Source organism: Pandoraea communis (genome assembly GCF_902459745.1).
In the GTDB taxonomy this organism is placed as follows: Bacteria; Pseudomonadota; Gammaproteobacteria; order Burkholderiales; family Burkholderiaceae; genus Pandoraea; species Pandoraea communis.
Genome location: NZ_CABPSJ010000006.1, coordinates 233,577 through 251,156, shown reverse-complemented (window position 1 = coordinate 251,156; position 17,580 = coordinate 233,577). Strand labels below are relative to the sequence as shown.

The 17,580-nt window shown below is 60.4% G+C and carries 20 protein-coding genes and 1 pseudogene; 5 read left to right on the top strand and 16 right to left on the bottom strand.

Translation table 11 applies throughout. The annotated features are described in order from the left end of the window. The first annotated feature begins 28 nt into the window (after nucleotides 1-28). Nucleotides 29-403 carry a hypothetical protein gene (locus tag PCO31110_RS20915; protein WP_048628193.1) on the top strand — a complete coding sequence of 125 codons (375 nt, stop codon included), beginning with the start codon at nucleotides 29-31 and terminating at the stop codon, nucleotides 401-403. A gap of 285 nt (nucleotides 404-688) precedes the next feature. Then, complete coding sequence (locus PCO31110_RS20910) at nucleotides 689-1,021, top strand: hypothetical protein (protein WP_048628192.1); 333 nt, start codon at nucleotides 689-691, stop codon at nucleotides 1,019-1,021. Between the two features lie 202 nt (nucleotides 1,022-1,223). Here the strand turns inward: PCO31110_RS20910 and PCO31110_RS20905 are convergent, their stop codons facing one another. Next, nucleotides 1,224-2,279 (bottom strand): hypothetical protein, encoded by a 1,056-nt coding sequence (locus PCO31110_RS20905; protein ID WP_048628191.1) that lies wholly within the window; start codon nucleotides 2,277-2,279, stop codon nucleotides 1,224-1,226. Between the two features lie 150 nt (nucleotides 2,280-2,429). On the opposite strand from PCO31110_RS20905, the gene PCO31110_RS20900 reads away from it, so the two are divergent. Further along, complete coding sequence (locus PCO31110_RS20900; RefSeq protein WP_048628190.1) at nucleotides 2,430-2,951, top strand: hypothetical protein; 522 nt, start codon at nucleotides 2,430-2,432, stop codon at nucleotides 2,949-2,951. A gap of 183 nt (nucleotides 2,952-3,134) precedes the next feature. Here PCO31110_RS20900 and PCO31110_RS20895 read toward each other — a convergent pair whose 3' ends face one another. Continuing rightward, nucleotides 3,135-3,491 carry a hypothetical protein gene (locus PCO31110_RS20895; RefSeq protein WP_048628189.1) on the bottom strand — a complete coding sequence of 119 codons (357 nt, stop codon included), beginning with the start codon at nucleotides 3,489-3,491 and terminating at the stop codon, nucleotides 3,135-3,137. A gap of 57 nt (nucleotides 3,492-3,548) precedes the next feature. Then, nucleotides 3,549-4,100, bottom strand: a complete 552-nt coding sequence (locus PCO31110_RS20890) for a DUF4339 domain-containing protein (protein ID WP_048628188.1) — start codon at nucleotides 4,098-4,100, stop codon at nucleotides 3,549-3,551. 181 nt (nucleotides 4,101-4,281) lie between these two features. Here PCO31110_RS20890 and PCO31110_RS20885 point away from each other — a divergent pair, with 181 nt between their 5' ends. Beyond that, nucleotides 4,282-4,626, top strand: coding sequence for a helix-turn-helix transcriptional regulator (locus PCO31110_RS20885; protein WP_048628258.1), 345 nt, complete (start codon nucleotides 4,282-4,284; stop codon nucleotides 4,624-4,626). Here PCO31110_RS20885 and PCO31110_RS20880 read toward each other — a convergent pair. From PCO31110_RS20880 to PCO31110_RS20820, 13 genes and pseudogenes are all read right to left on the bottom strand, one after another. Then, on the bottom strand, nucleotides 4,604-5,242 hold the full coding sequence (locus tag PCO31110_RS20880; RefSeq protein ID WP_048628187.1) for a hypothetical protein: 639 nt from the start codon (nucleotides 5,240-5,242) through the stop codon (nucleotides 4,604-4,606). The two genes, PCO31110_RS20885 and PCO31110_RS20880, sit on opposite strands and share 23 nt — an antisense overlap. Nucleotides 5,243-5,244: 2 nt before the next feature. Continuing rightward, a complete protein-coding gene (locus PCO31110_RS20875; protein ID WP_048628186.1) occupies nucleotides 5,245-5,541 on the bottom strand; it encodes a hypothetical protein in 297 nt (98 codons plus the stop codon). Between the two features lie 118 nt (nucleotides 5,542-5,659). Beyond that, nucleotides 5,660-6,466: a DUF4942 domain-containing protein gene (locus PCO31110_RS20870; RefSeq protein ID WP_048628185.1), complete on the bottom strand. Its 807-nt coding sequence runs from the start codon at nucleotides 6,464-6,466 to the stop codon at nucleotides 5,660-5,662. A gap of 66 nt (nucleotides 6,467-6,532) precedes the next feature. Continuing rightward, on the bottom strand, nucleotides 6,533-7,531 hold the full coding sequence (locus PCO31110_RS20865) for a hypothetical protein (RefSeq protein WP_048628184.1): 999 nt from the start codon (nucleotides 7,529-7,531) through the stop codon (nucleotides 6,533-6,535). After that, entirely contained in the window at nucleotides 7,528-8,454 is a 927-nt protein-coding gene (locus tag PCO31110_RS20860) for a recombination directionality factor (RefSeq protein ID WP_048628183.1), read from the bottom strand. The genes PCO31110_RS20865 and PCO31110_RS20860 overlap by 4 nt, the downstream gene beginning before the upstream one ends. 93 nt (nucleotides 8,455-8,547) lie before the next feature. Further along, the gene (locus tag PCO31110_RS20855) at nucleotides 8,548-9,543 is read right to left on the bottom strand and encodes a YqaJ viral recombinase family nuclease (RefSeq protein ID WP_048628182.1); all 996 of its coding nucleotides are present in this window, start codon (nucleotides 9,541-9,543) and stop codon (nucleotides 8,548-8,550) included. A gap of 83 nt (nucleotides 9,544-9,626) precedes the next feature. Beyond that, nucleotides 9,627-10,595, bottom strand: coding sequence for a DUF932 domain-containing protein (locus PCO31110_RS20850; protein ID WP_048628181.1), 969 nt, complete (start codon nucleotides 10,593-10,595; stop codon nucleotides 9,627-9,629). A gap of 298 nt (nucleotides 10,596-10,893) precedes the next feature. Then, nucleotides 10,894-11,499, bottom strand: coding sequence for a hypothetical protein (locus PCO31110_RS26110; protein ID WP_231606073.1), 606 nt, complete (start codon nucleotides 11,497-11,499; stop codon nucleotides 10,894-10,896). Between the two features lie 380 nt (nucleotides 11,500-11,879). After that, nucleotides 11,880-12,071: a hypothetical protein gene (locus PCO31110_RS20840; RefSeq protein ID WP_048628180.1), complete on the bottom strand. Its 192-nt coding sequence runs from the start codon at nucleotides 12,069-12,071 to the stop codon at nucleotides 11,880-11,882. 15 nt (nucleotides 12,072-12,086) lie between these two features. Further along, a pseudogene (gene arsH, locus PCO31110_RS20835) lies at nucleotides 12,087-12,687 on the bottom strand (arsenical resistance protein ArsH); the annotation flags it as partial. 95 nt (nucleotides 12,688-12,782) lie between these two features. Next, complete coding sequence (locus PCO31110_RS20830) at nucleotides 12,783-14,267, bottom strand: caspase family protein (protein WP_058375280.1); 1,485 nt, start codon at nucleotides 14,265-14,267, stop codon at nucleotides 12,783-12,785. 34 nt (nucleotides 14,268-14,301) lie between these two features. Continuing rightward, nucleotides 14,302-16,098, bottom strand: a complete 1,797-nt coding sequence (locus PCO31110_RS20825) for a SulP family inorganic anion transporter (protein ID WP_167370710.1) — start codon at nucleotides 16,096-16,098, stop codon at nucleotides 14,302-14,304. After that, the gene (locus PCO31110_RS20820; RefSeq protein WP_058375281.1) at nucleotides 16,095-16,469 is read right to left on the bottom strand and encodes a hypothetical protein; all 375 of its coding nucleotides are present in this window, start codon (nucleotides 16,467-16,469) and stop codon (nucleotides 16,095-16,097) included. Before PCO31110_RS20820 ends, PCO31110_RS20825 begins: the two co-directional genes overlap by 4 nt. A gap of 214 nt (nucleotides 16,470-16,683) precedes the next feature. Here PCO31110_RS20820 and PCO31110_RS20815 point away from each other — a divergent pair, with 214 nt between their 5' ends. Further along, nucleotides 16,684-17,580 carry a hypothetical protein gene (locus tag PCO31110_RS20815; protein WP_048628176.1) on the top strand — a complete coding sequence of 299 codons (897 nt, stop codon included), beginning with the start codon at nucleotides 16,684-16,686 and terminating at the stop codon, nucleotides 17,578-17,580.

The window sequence follows — 17,580 nt, the reverse complement described above, 5'->3', positions numbered from 1 at the left end:
ACCGACACTTCATCTGGAGGGCTTCGGAATGTCTATTCTTAAGAGGATATTCGGTAGTGGGATGGAGAATCCTAGGACTCTGGCTGCGCTGAAGCGCAGAGCAAAGGAGGGGGCAAGAATCACGTTGTTGGCGACCCAACTGAAAGGGAGTGACATGCCACTTCCAGATGAGCTGCAGGGAGTTGAGCGCGTGATTACCCGCGTATTTCCCGATCGAGTGTTGTTCAATCCGAACGGACCGGGTGGCGAGCAAAGGGCGGATTTCCGATGGCCGTCAGAGCCGCGCGACGGCTTTGCCGGCATGATCATAGACCCCAACGGTGTGTTTGTCGGATTTGTGGACGATAGCACGTTCATCGTGGATACGATAATCAGCTACAGCATTTATCGAATCGATGACTGAACTTGGGAAATTAGTTTGACGCGTTAAGAGATTGATTTACCACTTTCAGCGGGTACGTTCGAAATGAGCTGAATTGCATACGCGCCCGTTCCGCTAGGGAGCGGTAGACGGATGAGCATTACACCTCGGGACAAAACAGGATTTTCCGGCCTTGTTTGATACGGAGCCCTAACACACGGAGCGTGGGGCGCCGGATTTTTCTCGGAGTGAAATACGCCCGGCCAATTTTTGCCGGGTACGGGGCGTACCGAGTCTTCCTGCTCAAGAAAACCTAACGGAAGAATTATGACTGGAACCATGGGCGAAAATGATGACGGAATTGAAACTTCGATTCTCTATTCCATCATCGGTGAGATGGAGCGAGTCTGGGGCAGCCTTGGCTTGGACGGAACATCCGAGGAGTACGCGTGGTTGAACGCGACCTACCAAATCACGGAAGAAGAAGACGTTAAATGGCAGATGGTTCTCGAGTATTTTGTGACTCATGACCTTCCCGAGGACGATGAGAAGGATCCGGAGGCTATGGCGTTTCTCAACGACTATGATGCGGTGGATTCATTCTTGACAGAGCTTCTTCGGAAGTATCGAAGCAGCGGTAAGGTCTATCCTCGAGCGTAACGTTCGGTACTGGGACGTATTCGACGCGCCAATCGCATCGATTCCTGCATGTTGGCCCAACTTGGGAGTTCAAAGAGCGTAGGCGATGGTAGCTATACTGCGTATAGACTCGAATGCGAGGGAATTCGGCATTGCCACAAGTCGGGCAATGAAGGCCATTCGAGCGATTGCATTTGCTCAACTTGTGGTCGTGACGGTTCTCCTACGCGGCATCGTTCCACGAGGTGAGAATGCTCTTCTCCAATCGCTCGATCTCTTCCTCAATCTGGGAGTTATCAACCTTCGCCCCCTCGAGCATGCTCGTTAGTACGCGTCTTGATCGCGCCGAATTCCTCCCCTTTAGAAGCTCATTTAGGCGCTCACGCTTGTCAGCGTAAAACGGGAAATCGTAGTCTACGGCAGAGGCAGACAAGAAAGGTTGGCCGGAATCCAGAATCAATGCGCGAGGAACGCATAGTTTTGCAATATATGCGGCCGCCGCATCATCAGTGACGAAGATCGGGTGCTGCGATACCCCGTCCACGGGTAGCGTCGGAAGATAGTTTTGGACCATCCAGCAATGCCAGATATCCCATGCCGCTCCCCACGCTGCATCAAGCGGGGTTTTTCCCTTGCGAAGACTCAGAAGTTTGTTTGCGTCACTGGCTCCACCAAAGAGTGCGAGTGCGGCCTGTGAAATCAGTGCGATGTGGCAGTTCATCGATTCGCACCAGTCGAAGAACGCAATGAAGTTCTTGACCGCCCTATCCTTCAGAAAACCGTGCGATCGAATTTCGAATATCTTTAGAAAGCAGCAGTATGCATAGCGCAGTAAGGGTCGTACCTCCGATATGGATGTGTCGTCCAACGTCAACGTGTCGAGAATTTTGGTTTGTGCGCTGCGCCCCATCGCCAACGACTCTTCAGTTTGCGCGAGCGCGCGTGCGACGTTTGAGGTGATGCTCAATAATTTGTCCGTGTCGAGCAGATCGCTTTCGCGTGATGATGCCAGTTCCAAGCATCCAAAATACGGAACAACATCCACATTGACTAGCTCGACTGCCAGGAGAAACTGACGGAATGTCGACTCCTTGTCAGGGTCCTTCTGGCCTCGCGAATAATTTGACAAATTGAGGCAAATGTTCGCGTCTAAGACTAGCGCTGTGACGACACCCTGCCGGGCGTTAGCGCGAATGAGGTCTGGGGACGGGAAGTTACATTCACCAGCGCGGTCAAAATAGGACAATGGTCTTGCTATGAACGGGGCCATGTTTGCCATATTTCTATGCAATTTGGTATGACGCAATCAGGATGCGTCGACTATGTGTACGACAGCTCGCACGGTAGATAGCGGGTACCCTAGGCGTAGTCGAGTATATATATCAGGATAGTATATGTTGGTTTCCAAACGAATTGATCAGATGCAGCAATGACGATACAGAAGACATCCAAACGAGGCGAGTTCAACGCGAATTGGCCAGTGCCTGATGATTATCTGATGGAGCTCGGCCGCATGGTGAGCGTCTGGGGGTCTCTAGAATCAACAATCGCAATGGCAATCGCCAAGTTGGCCGGCTATGACTCCCCTCTGGATTTGCGTGCATTGACGATGGTGGCACATAGCAATTTTCAGCAGCGTGTGGACATTGTGAGCGCTTTGTGTGTGCAGCTCGTAAACGATTTTTCTCACTTGCGTACGTATGAGGGGGTCGTCAAAAAGATCAGGGCAGCGCAGTCGGCGCGCAACAAGTATGCCCACAATGCGTTAACGGTGAATGACGACGGTCAGGTGACCATCTCGTACATGTCGGCACGCGGCGTGCTTAAGACATCGGTGGAGCTCGTACGTCTCGCGGACATTAAGGAGGCCACTGCCAAGGTCCATGAGGCGAGTGTTGCTCTATACGCCTTAGTCACAAACTCGGATCTCAAGCCGATGTGGGAGCGTTGACGCTCTTCGGACTGAATCAGTCGTCGCTGGGCGGATTCTTGCTTGCGGGGGGGGGGGGATTTGACGGGGACTGCCACAGTACATTTGCGCTGCGTGATGCTCGGGCAGCATCCCCGAGTTAAAGAAAAAACAGATATGTTGCATAGAGGGGGCGTGCCAATTGGCACGCCCCCTCTATGTATGTCAATTACAGTTGCGTTGATCCTGGAAATCAAAGTCGCTCAACTTAGCCCACCCGACAATACGCCCGGCGTTCTGATTCGGATTCGGCTTATCGTAGTCCGGCACCGTCACAAGTTGGACGTAACCACCAGGCGCCTGCGCCTTGATGGTGAACGCTTCCAGCGAAGTGAGCGCGCGTTTGTTTGCGCTGGTGTTCGGTGCGTCGGCGAGACTGATTTGCGATTTCATGACAAGCCGGCCTCCCGCGCCGGCCTTTGTCTTGGGAAACACGCACTGTCCGATGTGATTCGCTGCAAATACAGTCGCCGAGCAGGCAAGGCCGATGGCGATAGCCATAATTGCGGTGATCTTCTTCATGGTTTTCCTTGGGATGATGGGGCAAGAAATGTACCGATTCGTCTTTTATTGAGGCGGTTAGATAAGTCCAACGAGCATGAACGTTGCGATCCAAACCCAGAAGTACGCTTTAGGCTGGCGCAGAGAGGCGGCCCGTTTCCACAAGTACACGGGCACGATGAAAGCAAACTTGCCGAAAGCCGACGTATTGACGCCTGCCCGCTTGAGTTGCCGGTCGTCCAGTAAGCTCAAACCGATGTTGACCAACAGCGTGATGTACCAGTACTGGTTTGACCGCAACGCTGCGGTAGCCGCTGCACTGGCCATGTAGTCGGGGACAATAGCAGCGGCGAAGATCGCCTCAAGAAGTACCCCGATGATTGGAGCGAAGGCGAGAATCCACACAATTGTGTGGCCAATGCGCGTCGCGGGAAGCACTGGTGGTGCGCTCGCTTGGCGCAAATGCACAGCGAGATCAGTCTCCGCGAGTGGTGTCCAGTCTGCCAGGCCTTGCGACCAGACAAGCGTATTCCCGTCGATAGTGCGGTTCTGAATCAACTCCCCGACCTCGGCGGCGCTGATGGCGCCGATGCGCCGGCCATCCTTTTCGTAATGCCATGAATCCGTCATGAAGCCATTTTCTCCCTAAGTGATTGTCGTGTTTACTCTGCAAAGATGGGCGTACATCAACTCGTCAAATGCCAATCGCGTCATGGCGGGTTGACGCACCAAAGGATCAGAATATATTTGTAGTATATAGTCATCATTAATTGATGTGTTTACAGCGTCGTTAATCAGTCATCAGACGGGCATCCTGCCGTTCATGACTGCCAAACGCCAAGAAGCCACTGCCGCTCGCCAACCGGCCCCTATTTCGCTTGCTTTGGGCAAACGGATCAAGCAATGTCGGCACGAAGCGGAGAAATCTCAGGAAACCCTGGCGTTCGAGGCGCACGTAGATCGCACGTATATCTCTGCGATCGAACGTGGCGTGGCAAACCCGTCGATTGAGACGATCGCCAACATTTGCCATGTGTTGGGTGTGACGCTTGCCGAGCTATTCGAGCCGCTTGCCAAGGTGTCTTTGGCACCGACGGGGACACGCCGGGCGAATGCGGCCACCCCGCCAGAAATCAAGCGTCAACGTTTGCGCTGACGACATTGCGGATCGACACGCCGCAAAGCAATTTGACGCCTCTCGAGGTCGACGGTGACTGATACCGAAATTGCGTGTCGTTGTGTCGGGCCAGACGTGCATTGAACCCGGCAAGTCCGGGTTCATTTCCCGCCGGATCAATCAGCAGCAGTGCTTGCGTATCGAAAACCCGACTGCTCTGGCGTCCTTCGATGCCGACCACCAGCGCGGCGCGCCATTTCACTAGGTGCCGTTGCTGCCAACCAATGATGACTGGCCAGCCCGCATCGAGCTCGCGTTGCACAAAGCGAAGCAGGTCTTGTCCCGAGGCCGTGCACGTCGAAGGTCGTACCCCGAGATTCAACTCCGCAATAAAGCTAGCGAGTTCGGGCAAAGTCATCCCGTTCAGGTAGTGCGGCCACGCGTCATCCCAAAAGTTCTGTTCTGGCCCACAGCCGTGATACGGTAGATAGACTGGATCGGTCAGCTTGCCAAGGAGTGCCAATGCCATGGCAACGCAGTGCAGCGTACTGCCGCCGTCCCAGTGCCCCTGACGGCTGAACAGCGGGTTACCTGTTGTGGAGACGACCGGCTGCTGTCCGAGGCGGAGTGCTGGATGGAATTTCCGAATCAGCATGGTCAATATTCTTCGGGCAGCAGGATCGTAGTCGTCGACCGATCAGCGTCGGTGACGATCCATACCTTCAGCTCGCCGCCCAGTGGATAGCAGGACAGCACACGTCGTCCTGAGACGACGGATAGGTCGTTTTGCTCCCGATCGGCTTCCGGTAGATCCCCCCAATCACCGCAAGCATGCCGGTTGACCAAAGCGTAGATCGAGGCTCCGGCCGATTGGATAGCATCGACGGCAGCGGGCGTTGCCAACAAGCGACCGAGCGGCAGGCGAGCTCGCCGAATGGGCAAAGTGGAATTCATCAAAGTTCTCCTAGATAGAGACGAATTGGGACGTGCCGTGGCCTCCGAGCGAATCGGGTGCACAGTTGAATGGCATCGATGGGAAATGGCAGACGCAGGACGCGTCCGTAGACGACGATTAGCGCGCTTCGGAGGCGAGCGCGTTGGGGTAATGCTTGGCGAGAATCTTGTTCATCGCGTCGGCTAGGTCGGGGCGGGAAAACGTCAGGTGCCCGTTACCGTTCTTGAACCAGCGTAAGTGGAAGTAGGCGTGCACGGTCTCGCTCTCACGCTTTTGCTGGGCGCCCGAGACGAGCCCGTATATGCCATGTCGATGATCTGGTTCGGGCTGGCCGTCCAGCACGCAGAATGCCCGAATCAGGTCGTCGAGTTCGTCGGTGACGCGGTGATTCAGACTACCTTGGGACAGCAGGTGCTTGACGATGATCCGCTTGCCGAACCGGAACGGTTGATTAGCGCGGTAGTCCCACGATAGTCTGCGAAAGCACTGAATTACGCCACGCTCGAACATGTCACCCCGTGCACCATAGAGTTGGGTGAATGTGGCCTCAATGTTGGCGGCGGTAAGCTCTGGCACGTCACCCTCTGCGATCTGCCGGCTCCACTGCTCGCGCGCTTTTGCGTCCATGAACGTGCGCATGCCAGACTCTGACAGCAAGTAATTCCAGCCGTGAGCGTCGATGAGACGAACCATGGCGGTTTGGGCTTCGTCGCGCTTGGCATAGTCCCCCGTCACGCTGGGCCGACCTCGGCATCCGTAACTTTCGTCGAGGACAAGTCGGGGAAATCGGAGATGCGCTGAGCTGGCTAGCTGTTGAGCTTCGCAGAGCAGGTCGAGTGCGGCGTGGATGCGCTCGACGATGGCGGTGCGCTGGTTGGTGAGGTTGGCGATGCTGATGCTTTTGACGAGGTCGGTGGTGTCCATGTTTCATGGTGAGGGATGGGAACTAGAGTGAAAAGAGGGCATAGTCGCCGGGGAAAGCCCCGGCAGCTATGCCGTAGTGTTACGGACAGCCGCCGAGCGCATTTGAACTATTTGGCGACGCAAGGCGATAGCCCGTGCCTGCGAGCAACCGAGGTGACGGCGAATGTCAGCGACGGTGGGGCGTAACCGTCCGGCAGCAATGTCCTGAGCGAGTTGCGCGGCGTCGTGATCGATGGCCTCAGGCGTCTGTGACGCTATCGAGAACGGCGTGACGGACTGGTTTGGCATGGCGTGGCCGTCACAGTCACCGTCGGCGTCATCGTGACTCTCCCTGACTTCATGAGCGACTGTGGGCGCGACCGCCTCGACATAGGGTTTGCACCTCGGGTGAAGTGCGACGCTCCAGAGCAGGCACGCGACGCCTTCTAGGACTGAGGCAAATGCCAGTCCGGTCAGCAGGTCGACGCGGGCTCCCGCCGTGCCGAGTAACGTCGCGAGTCGCGCAGTCACGGGATCAGCCATCCTTGCGTCGTGCCGGGTCATCGCTCGGTCGTCCAAGTCCTGCGCACGACGGATGTCACTGACCTCCGCGTTCAACGCCTCGAGCCTGGCGGTCAGCGTGACGCGACGGGCCTCTAGCGTCGGGCACTTGCCAGAACACGACTGAGCATTGGCCGTCGCCAGTCGTGCCGAGACTTCGGCCCGCTCTCGCATGACGACGGTAAGGCTGCGGCCGGTGATTTCAGCCAGGACGACGGGCGCAGCTTCGGCACGTCGCTGTGCGGCATGCTGCGCAGCGAACAGGAAGAAATAGGCGTGACTGTTGATTGCGGTGAGCATGCATGCGCCCCACAGCAGATAGCCGGCTAGCCGGACTCGCCTGGGAACCCCTCGCACGAGTGCGGGTAGTAAGTGAGCGCTGAGTACCAGGACGACACCGAGCGTGACCCATACGACCCGCTCGGCGCGCGTGCCGCCACGTTGCTCGCTGGCGATCACCGAGATACCGATGGCAGTGGACGTTGCCGCGACGGCGAGCCACAAGGCGGGACGATCCCGGGTCATGCTGCCATGTCTCCCTGTTTGGTATCCAGCAATGCCGCCTGTCGATCCAGCCGATCCTTGAGACGAGAGGGCCCGGTGGGGTTTAGCGCTCCGCTATTGCCATTCGGTACATCGTCGCGGGACTGCGCCGGGTAGAACTCCTCGGTCACGGCGGCACTGTCCTCGATGGACTCTTCGAAGGCACCGTTGCGGAATCCGGTATGCGCCGCGGCGTCGAGTGCCGTCTGATCGAACCCAACCGCCTTTCGCCGAGTATCCAGCTCGGTTGCTGTGGTGATGGCTTGCTCCAGCGTACTGCCACTGCGCACGCCGATGTCCACGTAATAGATTGCCGATCCGTAGCTTTGTGTGGTCGACTTGCCCCGTAGCTTCAATTCCAGCGGCAGACACGCGAGCCGATTGCCTGATACGGCGCTGAAGTAATACAGGCGTGCGGCAAGCGTGCGAATCGAGTTGTACGAGGTGGTCCGAAAAATGAACGAGCCCATCTCGTCCTCGTCACCAATGAGCACATTGAGTCGCCCATACGGCTTGCAGGCACCGCCCTGGCTAAAAGAGCATCCGTCGGGAGACGGACACGGTAACTCCGTAACACCTGCTTCGCCGGCGCGGCGGCATGTCTCGCCATTGCCGACGCACGTGGGGCGGCCCGACTCGCGGTCGAAGCACGCATACTCGGCACGAAGATTCAGGTCCGGATCATTGAACAGGAACTGGACAGGAATTGCCCGCAGCTTGCCGGTATTGGCTTTGCGTAGGGATTCGTTAAGCGGGTGCAGCATCCAGCCGTCGCGCTGCTGAATCTGGGTGGTCAGAGTAAATTGATCGTCCTTCTCGGGAAGGCGCTTGCCGTTCTTTTCGACGACACGACCGATGGAGATCCGCCCGATGACGGGCGGCGTAATCGCAAGACCTTTGAGCATCAGGAACTCCTGGTGGAGATTTGAGAAATGAAAACGGGATGGGGAATACGATGGGTGCGCCGCACAGGAATACAGACGGAGAAAATCTGAGACCTAGACTTGGACAAGAAACCGGCGAGAACCGGGTTTCGTGATGGCGTACCGTGCAGCGAGTTCTGGCTGATCGGCTAGCAATCGTTTGAGGTCGATGCCAGTGCCGTCTTTGCTGCGTTTGTAGGAAACAGAACCGGTCTCGAACTGTGCCCGGTCGGCTTCCCCCATGGCCTGAGTGAGCGTCTGTTTCAACTGCGCTTCGACCGCCTCGCGGGATTCGATCTGGGCACGTACCGAAACGAGATCGGCGAACGTCGAGGACAATGCGCGGTCGTCGGTGAAGTCCACGGTGCCGCCAGTGCCCGGATAAAGACAGCGCAACGCCCGGTCGGCCGACTCGGAGCCGTCGGCTGGCGGGGGCGTGTCAGTCTGGATGTAGCGCCAGAACGCCGCTTCGAGTTCGATCAGTCGGGCAATCAGCGCGTCATCGCGAACAATTCGGTGGACTTCGAGCTTCTGCCCGCACAGCAGTACCGCCACATCGGCTGCCGGTTTGCCAGTGACGGCGAGCTGATGCTGGACCTGGATCTGTACGTATTCCGGTACACCCTCGCGCCAGAGGCGCGCACCGAACTCGCCCGCCGTTTTGCATTCCAAAATCGAGACTTCCGGCGCACCGATGACCTCACGGTCGATATTGGCGAGCATCCAGGGAATGGTGGGATGGCGCAGCACCGCGTTGATCCGCCTCACGCGCCGCCCGGTCTGCTTCGTATAGGACGCCGCGACAACCGGCTCGAGCAGTGTTCCCCAATACACCGGATCGGTGGTGTCATCGGGATCAGGCTTGGGCAGATCAGCATCTCGGCCCCTCTTGATCATCCACAGTTCCAGCGGACTCATGTAGGGACTCAGGCCCACGGCGGCCGCGGCATCCGATCCGCCGATACCTGTTTTTCTCACCGACAGCCAATCCTCACGGGACAGGGATACAGTGTCGACCAGCCGCAGGGCGGCATGGTGCCGTTCACGTATGACCGGTTCGGGGTGTGGCATGGCAACCTCCTAATATAAGAAAGCCCGGCGGGCAAGATCCCGGCCGGGCGCTATGACGACATGACGGTGTGGTGAACAGCGATTCACGCCACCAGTTTCATGGCTTCGTCCCAGGCCTTCTGCTTGAGCGCCGCACCTGCACCGAACCAGGCGGCATCGCGTCGGTGGTCATCGCTGCGCGCACGTCGGTGGTGGTCAACGTGTTCCGTGATGGCATTGACCAGGCCCCATGCGGTGCCGGCCGACGAGGCCAGCGTCGCCCCCTTGCCGCGACCGGCATACAGCTGCTCAACTGCCTTGACGGCGCGCTCGTTGACCGCAATGGCATCGCGTTCGGTTGCAGTACTCGCCGAATAGGTCAGCACACGTCGGAAGAAGGCTTCTGCAGTGGTCTCGGTGACTTTGCGTTCCGCCAATGCCTTGGTACGGACCATGAACGCATCCCACGAGGAGACGGCAATGCCGAGTTGGCGCTTGACGGCTTGCGCGTCGAATTGCGAGCGGTGTGGGACCTTGACGGCACTGACGTTGTTATCCAGCGCGATCGCCAGCGTGTTGTTGCACACGACGCGAACCGAGGTGAATTGCGCCGTCGTGGCGAGCGTGCCGTCGCAGGCGGTGGCGAGCAGTAGATAGCCTTTGATCTCGTCTCGGCCCTTGAGCATGCCACTCTGACCTGTGCGGGCTAGCGCCCACAGCTTGCGGCCTTCTTTGAGGACGCCTGCCGTTTCGAGCTCGAAGCCGCCGACTTCGGTCAGATCCTTGTAAAAGTCCAGGATTTCAGCGGGTTGAACGACTTGGTACCGAGAGGACACCACGGACAGCGGGGCCTTGGTGTCGGAGCGGTAGAGGACCTTCTGGTCGGGAAATGCGTGGATGGAGCCGAGATCGCCGTTGCTGGAGGCGACAAATCGCACGTCGGCTTCTTCGATACGCCAGTCCATACCGGCGGCTTTGGCCCAAACGTCGAGCGGTTGTTTCGGGGCGAGGCGACTGCCCAGACCGTGCCACGGCGTGGCGCCGACGTAGGCCATGGATTGAACGAGATGCATGGATTTCTCCTGTTAGAGATAGACAAAGGCAGATAACGGCATATGACCCGGCGCAAGCCGGGTGTTATGACGGATATGGAAAGGGAATGCGGGAGACGAGCACCGAAGCGGGCTCAACAGGCAGGAACTGAGGTCGGAACAGCAATGGCAGTATTAGCTCGCCGGACAGACCCTCTCAATGCTGGTGGTACGTCGTGGGAGGTGACTGAGAAGCGCGGACCAGAGTGCTCCGGCAAGGAAGGCGATGGCGAACGCCATCAGATATTCGAACGGGGACGGTTGGATCATTGATGCTCTGTCAAACCGAAGCGCTGAATGTGTGCCCGCAGGCCACACAGCGATGGTTGTCGAGAACGTTCTCGTCAATGACTTCCCCCATGGCGGCACCCGCAGCGCAGCCCGCCGCACTGGCAGCGAGTCCGGCGAGAATTGCTCCAGCTAAGCCTCCGAACACGGAGCCGATGGGGCCCGCGATGAGTCCCACCGTTGCGCCGACTTCTGCGCCCGATAGTGTCATGGCGACACCACTCGTGGCCCCAGCGACAGCGCCAATGGTGCTGCCCGCCTTACGCGCCTGATTGCGCTTTTCAACGTGGTCGGATCCGCACCGAGGGCATAACGGATGGTTGTGGGGCGAAGGGGGATCGGGGGCTTCCTGAAACGTAGAGGCTTCGGCATCACTGCCGCTGTCACTCCGCTCCTTGTGAATTGCCGAGTACGTGTAATAGCCCGGGTCGCCACCCAGGATTTTTTCGTCTATAACCTCGGCGTCGAGTGTTTGCGCCGTGAGTTCGAGTCGAAGGGGGTGGTAGTGTCTGCGCACTTGCGCAGAGATAAACCAGGTGGCGAGGCACATCATGACGACGCAGAAAAACAGTGCCGGGTAGAGAAAATTCGCGATCACATATCCTCCAAAGGCTGCCTTCGGGCGGGATTGCGCGAAGGGAGCGACCGCACAATCACGGGCTCAAGTGGGTGATATGTGATTCAAAAAATATGGAATCGTGAATGGGACCGCGACTTCAATTATTTCGACGTTCTTTCGGCAAAAGCAGTCGGTCACCATAACCAAAGTACGCGGCCAAAACTGCGTGCCAAACGCACGGGTACGCGGTTTTTGTTCGGTGAACCCGAGTAGAAAAAGTACCTCGCCAGCGTGTTACAGTTTCAGTCATCCGGCCGGCCCATCATCCTAGGATGTGTGAGCGTGAGAATCGAATATCTGCCTCTATGGGCGTCCGGGGGATATCGCTGCGCTGACTCGATCGGTCTTACCTTGACGCCTTAGGCGGCCAATCCGAACACCAGCAGGCCGAGTGGCAGTGCCGCATTTGTCGAGGCACGGCCCCAGCCTTGGGATTGCTCCATCGGGGCGACGAAAAGCGAAAACGCGCAGTAGACGGCGCCCCAGGCAACGAGCTGGGCCATGGCGAGCGCCCAGGTGAATGCGTTCCCGTCAGGCACGCGATCAGACATGGGACGTGACATCGGTCAGATGCTGCCCTGATTCACGCGCTTCATCAGGGCCTCGGTACTTTCCTGGCGCTCGCTGTAGCGGTCGACGAGATAGGGTCTGATATCGCGCGTGATCAATGTGAACTTCACCAGCTCTTCCAGCACGTCCACCACTCGATCGAAATAGGCCGACCGCCTTATGCGGCCGGCCTCGTCGGACTCCTGGAATGCCTTGGTCACCGACGACTGATTCGGGATGGTCAGCATCCGCACCCAGCGCCTTAGCACAGGCATCTCATTGACGGCATTGAACGACTGTGAGCCGTCGCTGACCTGCATGACGACGAGTGTCTTGCCCTGCGTCGGCCGACAACGGAATCCAGTCGATCTGCGATTTCATGATGCCGGTCATCGCGCCGTGACGCTCCGGCGAGCACCAGACCATGTCCTCCGACCACTGCACCAACTCGCGCAGCTCGGCCGCCTACGGGGGGGCGTCATCGGGCAGCGGCAGGCCGCTGGGGTTGAACGTGCGCACCTCGGCGCCCATCGCGGTGAGCAGCCGGGTGGCTTCTTCGCTCATCAGGCGGCTCAACGAGCGCTCGCGCGACGAGCCGTAGAACATAAGGATGCGTGGCGGGTTTCAACGGCAAGCGAGCACCCCTACACCCAGCGCTAACACGCTGAACATAGAAACGGATGGCATTTGTAATTCGTTTTTAATGGGACGCTTCAATGGCCGTATTGCCGCTGCGTCTGTTGCTGTTGGCGGCGAAGCGAGTCGATCATGATCGATGCAGCATCGGCCCAGTTTTGCATGCCGTTTGCGCCGCCCTGACCGCGTGTTGCACGCACTTGCGCCAGATCGAGGCGCGCGCGCGTGTAGTCTTGCGACGCCGCACGCGCCAGCCACTTCTCGCTCTCGGCATAGTCACGTTGTGCGAGCTTGCCTTCGAAGTAGATCTCGCCGAGCAGCGTCTGCGCAATCGGATAGCCGGTGCTCGCCGCGCGCTTGTAGAAGTTGATGGCGGAGTTGCCGTCGCGCGGTATGCCGTGGCCGTTCTCGTAGATCATGCCGAGCGTGGTGAGCGCTGCCGCGTCATTGCCGCGCTTCAGCAGCGCGGCAATGTCGTTGCGGTCGGCGCGCTGCGCGGCCTGCGTGATACGTAATTCGGCGTCGTCCCAGGCGTTGGCGCGCTGTGTCTGCGGTGTCTCCTGAGTTTGCTGCGGTGGTGCCGCCGGTTGCGCATTCGCGTTCTCGCGAACCTTCGCCAACTGATCGACCAGATACGGTGGCACGTGGGCGACGGAGCCCATGCTGCCCGGCGGGGCGACGGGAGCGACGGGGGCGGTGCCGCGTGTTGCACCGCCGCGTGTCGCATCGGCGGACTTGCCCGCAGGCACGTTGGACGCGACAAGGTACTGTGCGCCAAGCGGCACGTCGCCGATCAGGCCGCTCGAAATCCACGGGCGCTGCTGTCCGCCCGTGAGCTCCGCCACCTGCTGCTGCACGAGGTCAAGCGTGTGCTTGATCGTGGCGCCGGGCGTCTTCATGTTCATCGCCAGGTAGTAGGCGAATGGACTGTTGTCGGCAGCGCTGCCGAAGTTGCGCATGGAATCGTAAGCGCGTGCCTGATCTGCCGTAGAGAAGGCAATCAATTCGCCTTGTCCCACTTTTTCGGGCTTGAGTCCCGGACCGGCATTGCCGCGCGAGGGAACGCGGCAGGCGTCGATCACCGCGATGAACGACGTGGGAGCCGACGGCATGACCTTGCTGCGCACATAGCCCAGCCGAAGAGCGCGTTCGAGCAGAATGGGGCGAGTCATCGCGCGAATGGGTACCCCGGCATGCACAGGCACGAGGAAGTTGTCGCCCCCCGACTCGAAGCCGTGACCCGCGAAGTAGAAGAGTGACACCTGCGCCCCCTTGGACGCCTGCGCCAGCCAGGCCACTGCGGTCTTGAATTCTTCCTGCGATACATCGATCGTCACGCGCGTTTCGAAGCCGAGCTGGCGCAGCGTATCGCCAATGAGCTTGACGTCGTTCGCCGGGGCGACGAGGCGGTCGGCACCGTCGTAGCTGCTGTTGCCCACGACGAGCGCAACCTTGCGCGCGGGCTGAGGTGCCGGGGCGGCCTGGCTCAGGGGCGGCGCGAAGCAAGACGCGGCCAGCAGGACAAGGGTCAGGCCGCGCCGCAGCAAGGAGGTCATGGACATGGTGACTGGAATGCGTTCGATTGGGATAACGCCGTCAGGGCGTGAGCGGCTGCGGGGCGGCAAGCCCATCGGCCACCGCGGGCGCCCCGGGCCGCGGCACGACGATCAGACGCGAGGGGCCTACGAAGTGCGGTAGTGCCTGCGTCATCGGATGCGCCGGCGCAAATGGAAGCGAGGGACGCGATATTGCGTCGCGCTCCGCCGGGATCCGGAATCGCACATCCGCATGACGTGCAGTGCAGAACTGGGCGAACTGGGCGAGTGCTCGGCATGCCGTGAGGTCCGTGCGGACGACGTCCGTGAGGTCGAGTACAACGGGCAGCGGCGGCAGCGCGCTCAGCGCCACCCCCGGGTGATCGCGCTCGCGTGCCGCGTTGGCCTTGTCCACCTGCGCGAGCAGGGGTTCGACGACGGCGCTGTCGACGTTGTAGGCGAGCAGGGCGCCGCCGAGCTTGGCGACGAGGCCGTTGTCATGTTCGTCGCTCGTGGCCACCGTAATGGTCAGGCGACGCGGCGCGGGCCAGGCGACGAGAGTACCGAAAACGGCGCCCACGCCAAAGCCGACCAGCGGCTGGCCCGACGCGAGCGTGGCGACAAGTTCGAGCGTGAACAGCCACATCGCGGCGCCGAACAACCGGCGTGGCCGCGCGTCGGAGAAGGCGTGACGCGTGATGGTGCGCGCGCCCTCGTCGATCATGTCGAGCGACATCACGATCACGACCACGGCGACCGCGAGCTTCGGCAGCATGGCCACGAGTCCGACACCGGCCGTGAGCGCGACACAGACGAGTACCGCGTGCATGACGGCGGTCCAACGCGTTTGCGCGCCGCTGGTAATCGCCATGTTTGAGCGCGTGACCGAACCGACGTTGGGCAGCAGGGCGAGCGTGCCGAGCAACGTGTTTACCGCACCGAACGCGAGCAGGTCGCGGTCGACGGTCCCGCGTCGCAGCGTGAGCGACTCGATGGACGAGACCGCAATCACGGTGTCGAGGGACGACACGAAGCCGATCACGAGGCCGTAACCGATCGTCAGGGCCAGCGCATGCGGGCTCACGCCGTGCAGCAGGTCGAGCCACACGTCGGTGTCGACGGGGCGCCATGCCGCGAAATCGAGCCCGGCCACGCCGATCAGACGACAGGCAGGCGAGGGCGCCGGCAGCACGCGCAGCGCCAGATAGTACGTGCCGGCCGCGACCAGCATGGCGATGAACAACGACAGACCTGCGGGCAGCGTGAGCCTGCGTCCTGTGCGTGCCATACGCTGCGCGAACGCACGCCACGCGAAATGGCTAGCAATGCCGAGTCCGGCAATCGCCAGCGTGACGACGCCCCAGTCGAGCGTACAGCGCACGAGGAAGTTGACCTGATCGGCCACGGCCAGCCCGGCCACGCCGAAGATCAGACCGGAGAGCACCGGCGCGGGCACCTTGCGCACATACGACCCGCCGTGACGCAGGCCGATGATCATCTGCATCAGCCCGGAGATCAGCACCGCCACCCCGGCCAGCGCGAGGATCGGTCGCATGCCCTGGGCTGCCATCGCCGGATCGGCTACCAGTGCACCTACCAAATTCGATAGGAAGAGTGTCGACGCGACGCGCGGACCCGATACCATCGGTCGCGTGCCGGCACCCAGCGCGGCAAGGGCGATGCCGATCACGGCCGTCAGGATACCGAGCAAAATGCCGAACGCGGCCGCTTGAGGACCGGGCAACGGTGACGTGGCCTGAGCGCCGAGGGCGATGTATTCGGTGGTGCAGCCGAGCGTGACGACCAGCGCGGCAAGTGCCTCCAGACCCCAACGCACCCGGGGTCGCGGCGCGCTCATGCGCGGCATTGCGGGTTGGCAGCCACACGGGCAACGCCGTTGGCGCGCGAGGTGGCTTGCAGAGCGTCGTCGAGCGGCAGCGCAGGGAAGTGCAACTGCCACGCGCCGTTTTCGTTGGGCCCGTAGGTGACCACGGCGCCGTATTGCGTCAGGAACTCGTTGAGGTTGGCGAGCGAAGCCTGCGGGCCGAACCAGGCCTGGACTTCACCGCAGATGCCGTCGCTGGCACCGCGCCGGGCGGCTTCGCTGTGGCTGCCACTCAATGTCGCGACCGCGTGACCGAGACCGAGGGTGAGGCCGGCGAGTGCCAGCAGCAGGGCAAGCACGAAAGCGGTCTTGCTGTTGATCCAGTCGGCAATCGTATCGAACACGTTCACTCTCCCCAAGCAGCGCGGCAGTGGCGCGCATGGCGTGAGAGCACGGTTGGCGCCTTGTTTTGAGTGCGCCGAGCATAGCAGAGAATGCGAGGCCGAAAAATACCGTTGCGTGCACAACACGGGCGGAGCGCCCAGTCCGTCTCGTCATCGTTTTGGTAGTTTCGATGTGAGAGAATCAGGCGCCAGATTCAGACATCAAACAACAAGAATGACACGAATTGAACACGGGAAGCGCGGTGCGGGCTGGGGTGCCCGCACGGCAATGCGGCGCGCAGGACTGCTGAGCGCCATGGTCATGACTTTCGCGCTCGGCGGTTGTGCCGTGACGAAGAACAGTCAGGGCAACACGGTCTACGGCATCGATCAGGCGAGCCTTTTCGGCACGGTGGTCGACACGTTCAAGCTGGCCGACGGCTCGGAAGGCAATCTGCGCCGCAGCAACGGTCAGTACTCACTCAAGCTCGAACGCTATATGCGCGTACTGCCGTTGCAAAACGCGATCACCGCACGCGTGGTGCGCAGCGAAGTGGTCGGCGACCGCTCCGTTGTGGTGGTTGAAACGCAGGAGCGCAACTGCCCGTTCAAGTATGTGCTGTATGCCATTCAGGACAGCGATGTACTTGGGTGGACGTTCGGCAACTGCGCGGACCGTCCGCGTGCCGACCTGATCGACAAGGGACGCGCGCTCGTGTTCGACTTCCCGGGCAACGGCCGCCTCGTGCGCCACACCTATACCGATAGCCGTTTGCTGCAATCGGCCATCCCGGTGCCGCCGGGTGTCGACGTTCGTCGCAAGCCGTTCGCCGATGCGTCGCTCAAGGCCGTCGACGACCCGGCAGACGCCAACCGCTTCGTTCCTGCGCCACCGCAGACGGCGGGAGCGGCGGCGAACAGCAATCCACAACCCGGGCGTCATGCGCCCGCACGCCGTCAGGCGCGCAACACCGGGACGGCCGCACCGACCAATAATGCGCCGGCACCGAATACGCCCACGACCGTGGCGTCGTTCGGGCGGACCGTGCCGGGGTTGCCGAGTGCCCCCGGCGCGGGGCTGACGTTTGGCGCTGAAGAAGTCAAACCCGTTCGAGTCGACCTCCGGAACTGA

What these genes read in the sequence shown, in the direction of transcription:
- PCO31110_RS20915 (WP_048628193.1), top strand. Translation starts at nt 29, where the DNA reads ATGTCTATTCTTAAGAGGATATTCGGTAGTGGGATGGAGAATCCTAGG.
- PCO31110_RS20910 (WP_048628192.1), top strand. Translation starts at nt 689, where the DNA reads ATGACTGGAACCATGGGCGAAAATGATGACGGAATTGAAACTTCGATT.
- PCO31110_RS20905 (WP_048628191.1), bottom strand. Translation starts at nt 2,279, where the DNA reads ATGGCAAACATGGCCCCGTTCATAGCAAGACCATTGTCCTATTTTGAC.
- PCO31110_RS20900 (WP_048628190.1), top strand. Translation starts at nt 2,430, where the DNA reads ATGACGATACAGAAGACATCCAAACGAGGCGAGTTCAACGCGAATTGG.
- PCO31110_RS20895 (WP_048628189.1), bottom strand. Translation starts at nt 3,491, where the DNA reads ATGAAGAAGATCACCGCAATTATGGCTATCGCCATCGGCCTTGCCTGC.
- PCO31110_RS20890 (WP_048628188.1), bottom strand. Translation starts at nt 4,100, where the DNA reads ATGACGGATTCATGGCATTACGAAAAGGATGGCCGGCGCATCGGCGCC.
- PCO31110_RS20880 (WP_048628187.1), bottom strand. Translation starts at nt 5,242, where the DNA reads ATGCTGATTCGGAAATTCCATCCAGCACTCCGCCTCGGACAGCAGCCG.
- PCO31110_RS20875 (WP_048628186.1), bottom strand. Translation starts at nt 5,541, where the DNA reads ATGAATTCCACTTTGCCCATTCGGCGAGCTCGCCTGCCGCTCGGTCGC.
- PCO31110_RS20870 (WP_048628185.1), bottom strand. Translation starts at nt 6,466, where the DNA reads ATGGACACCACCGACCTCGTCAAAAGCATCAGCATCGCCAACCTCACC.
- PCO31110_RS20865 (WP_048628184.1), bottom strand. Translation starts at nt 7,531, where the DNA reads ATGACCCGGGATCGTCCCGCCTTGTGGCTCGCCGTCGCGGCAACGTCC.
- PCO31110_RS20860 (WP_048628183.1), bottom strand. Translation starts at nt 8,454, where the DNA reads ATGCTCAAAGGTCTTGCGATTACGCCGCCCGTCATCGGGCGGATCTCC.
- PCO31110_RS20855 (WP_048628182.1), bottom strand. Translation starts at nt 9,543, where the DNA reads ATGCCACACCCCGAACCGGTCATACGTGAACGGCACCATGCCGCCCTG.
- PCO31110_RS20850 (WP_048628181.1), bottom strand. Translation starts at nt 10,595, where the DNA reads ATGCATCTCGTTCAATCCATGGCCTACGTCGGCGCCACGCCGTGGCAC.
- PCO31110_RS20840 (WP_048628180.1), bottom strand. Translation starts at nt 12,071, where the DNA reads ATGTCTGATCGCGTGCCTGACGGGAACGCATTCACCTGGGCGCTCGCC.
- PCO31110_RS20830 (WP_058375280.1), bottom strand. Translation starts at nt 14,267, where the DNA reads ATGTCCATGACCTCCTTGCTGCGGCGCGGCCTGACCCTTGTCCTGCTG.
- PCO31110_RS20825 (WP_167370710.1), bottom strand. Translation starts at nt 16,098, where the DNA reads ATGAGCGCGCCGCGACCCCGGGTGCGTTGGGGTCTGGAGGCACTTGCC.
- PCO31110_RS20815 (WP_048628176.1), top strand. Translation starts at nt 16,684, where the DNA reads ATGACACGAATTGAACACGGGAAGCGCGGTGCGGGCTGGGGTGCCCGC.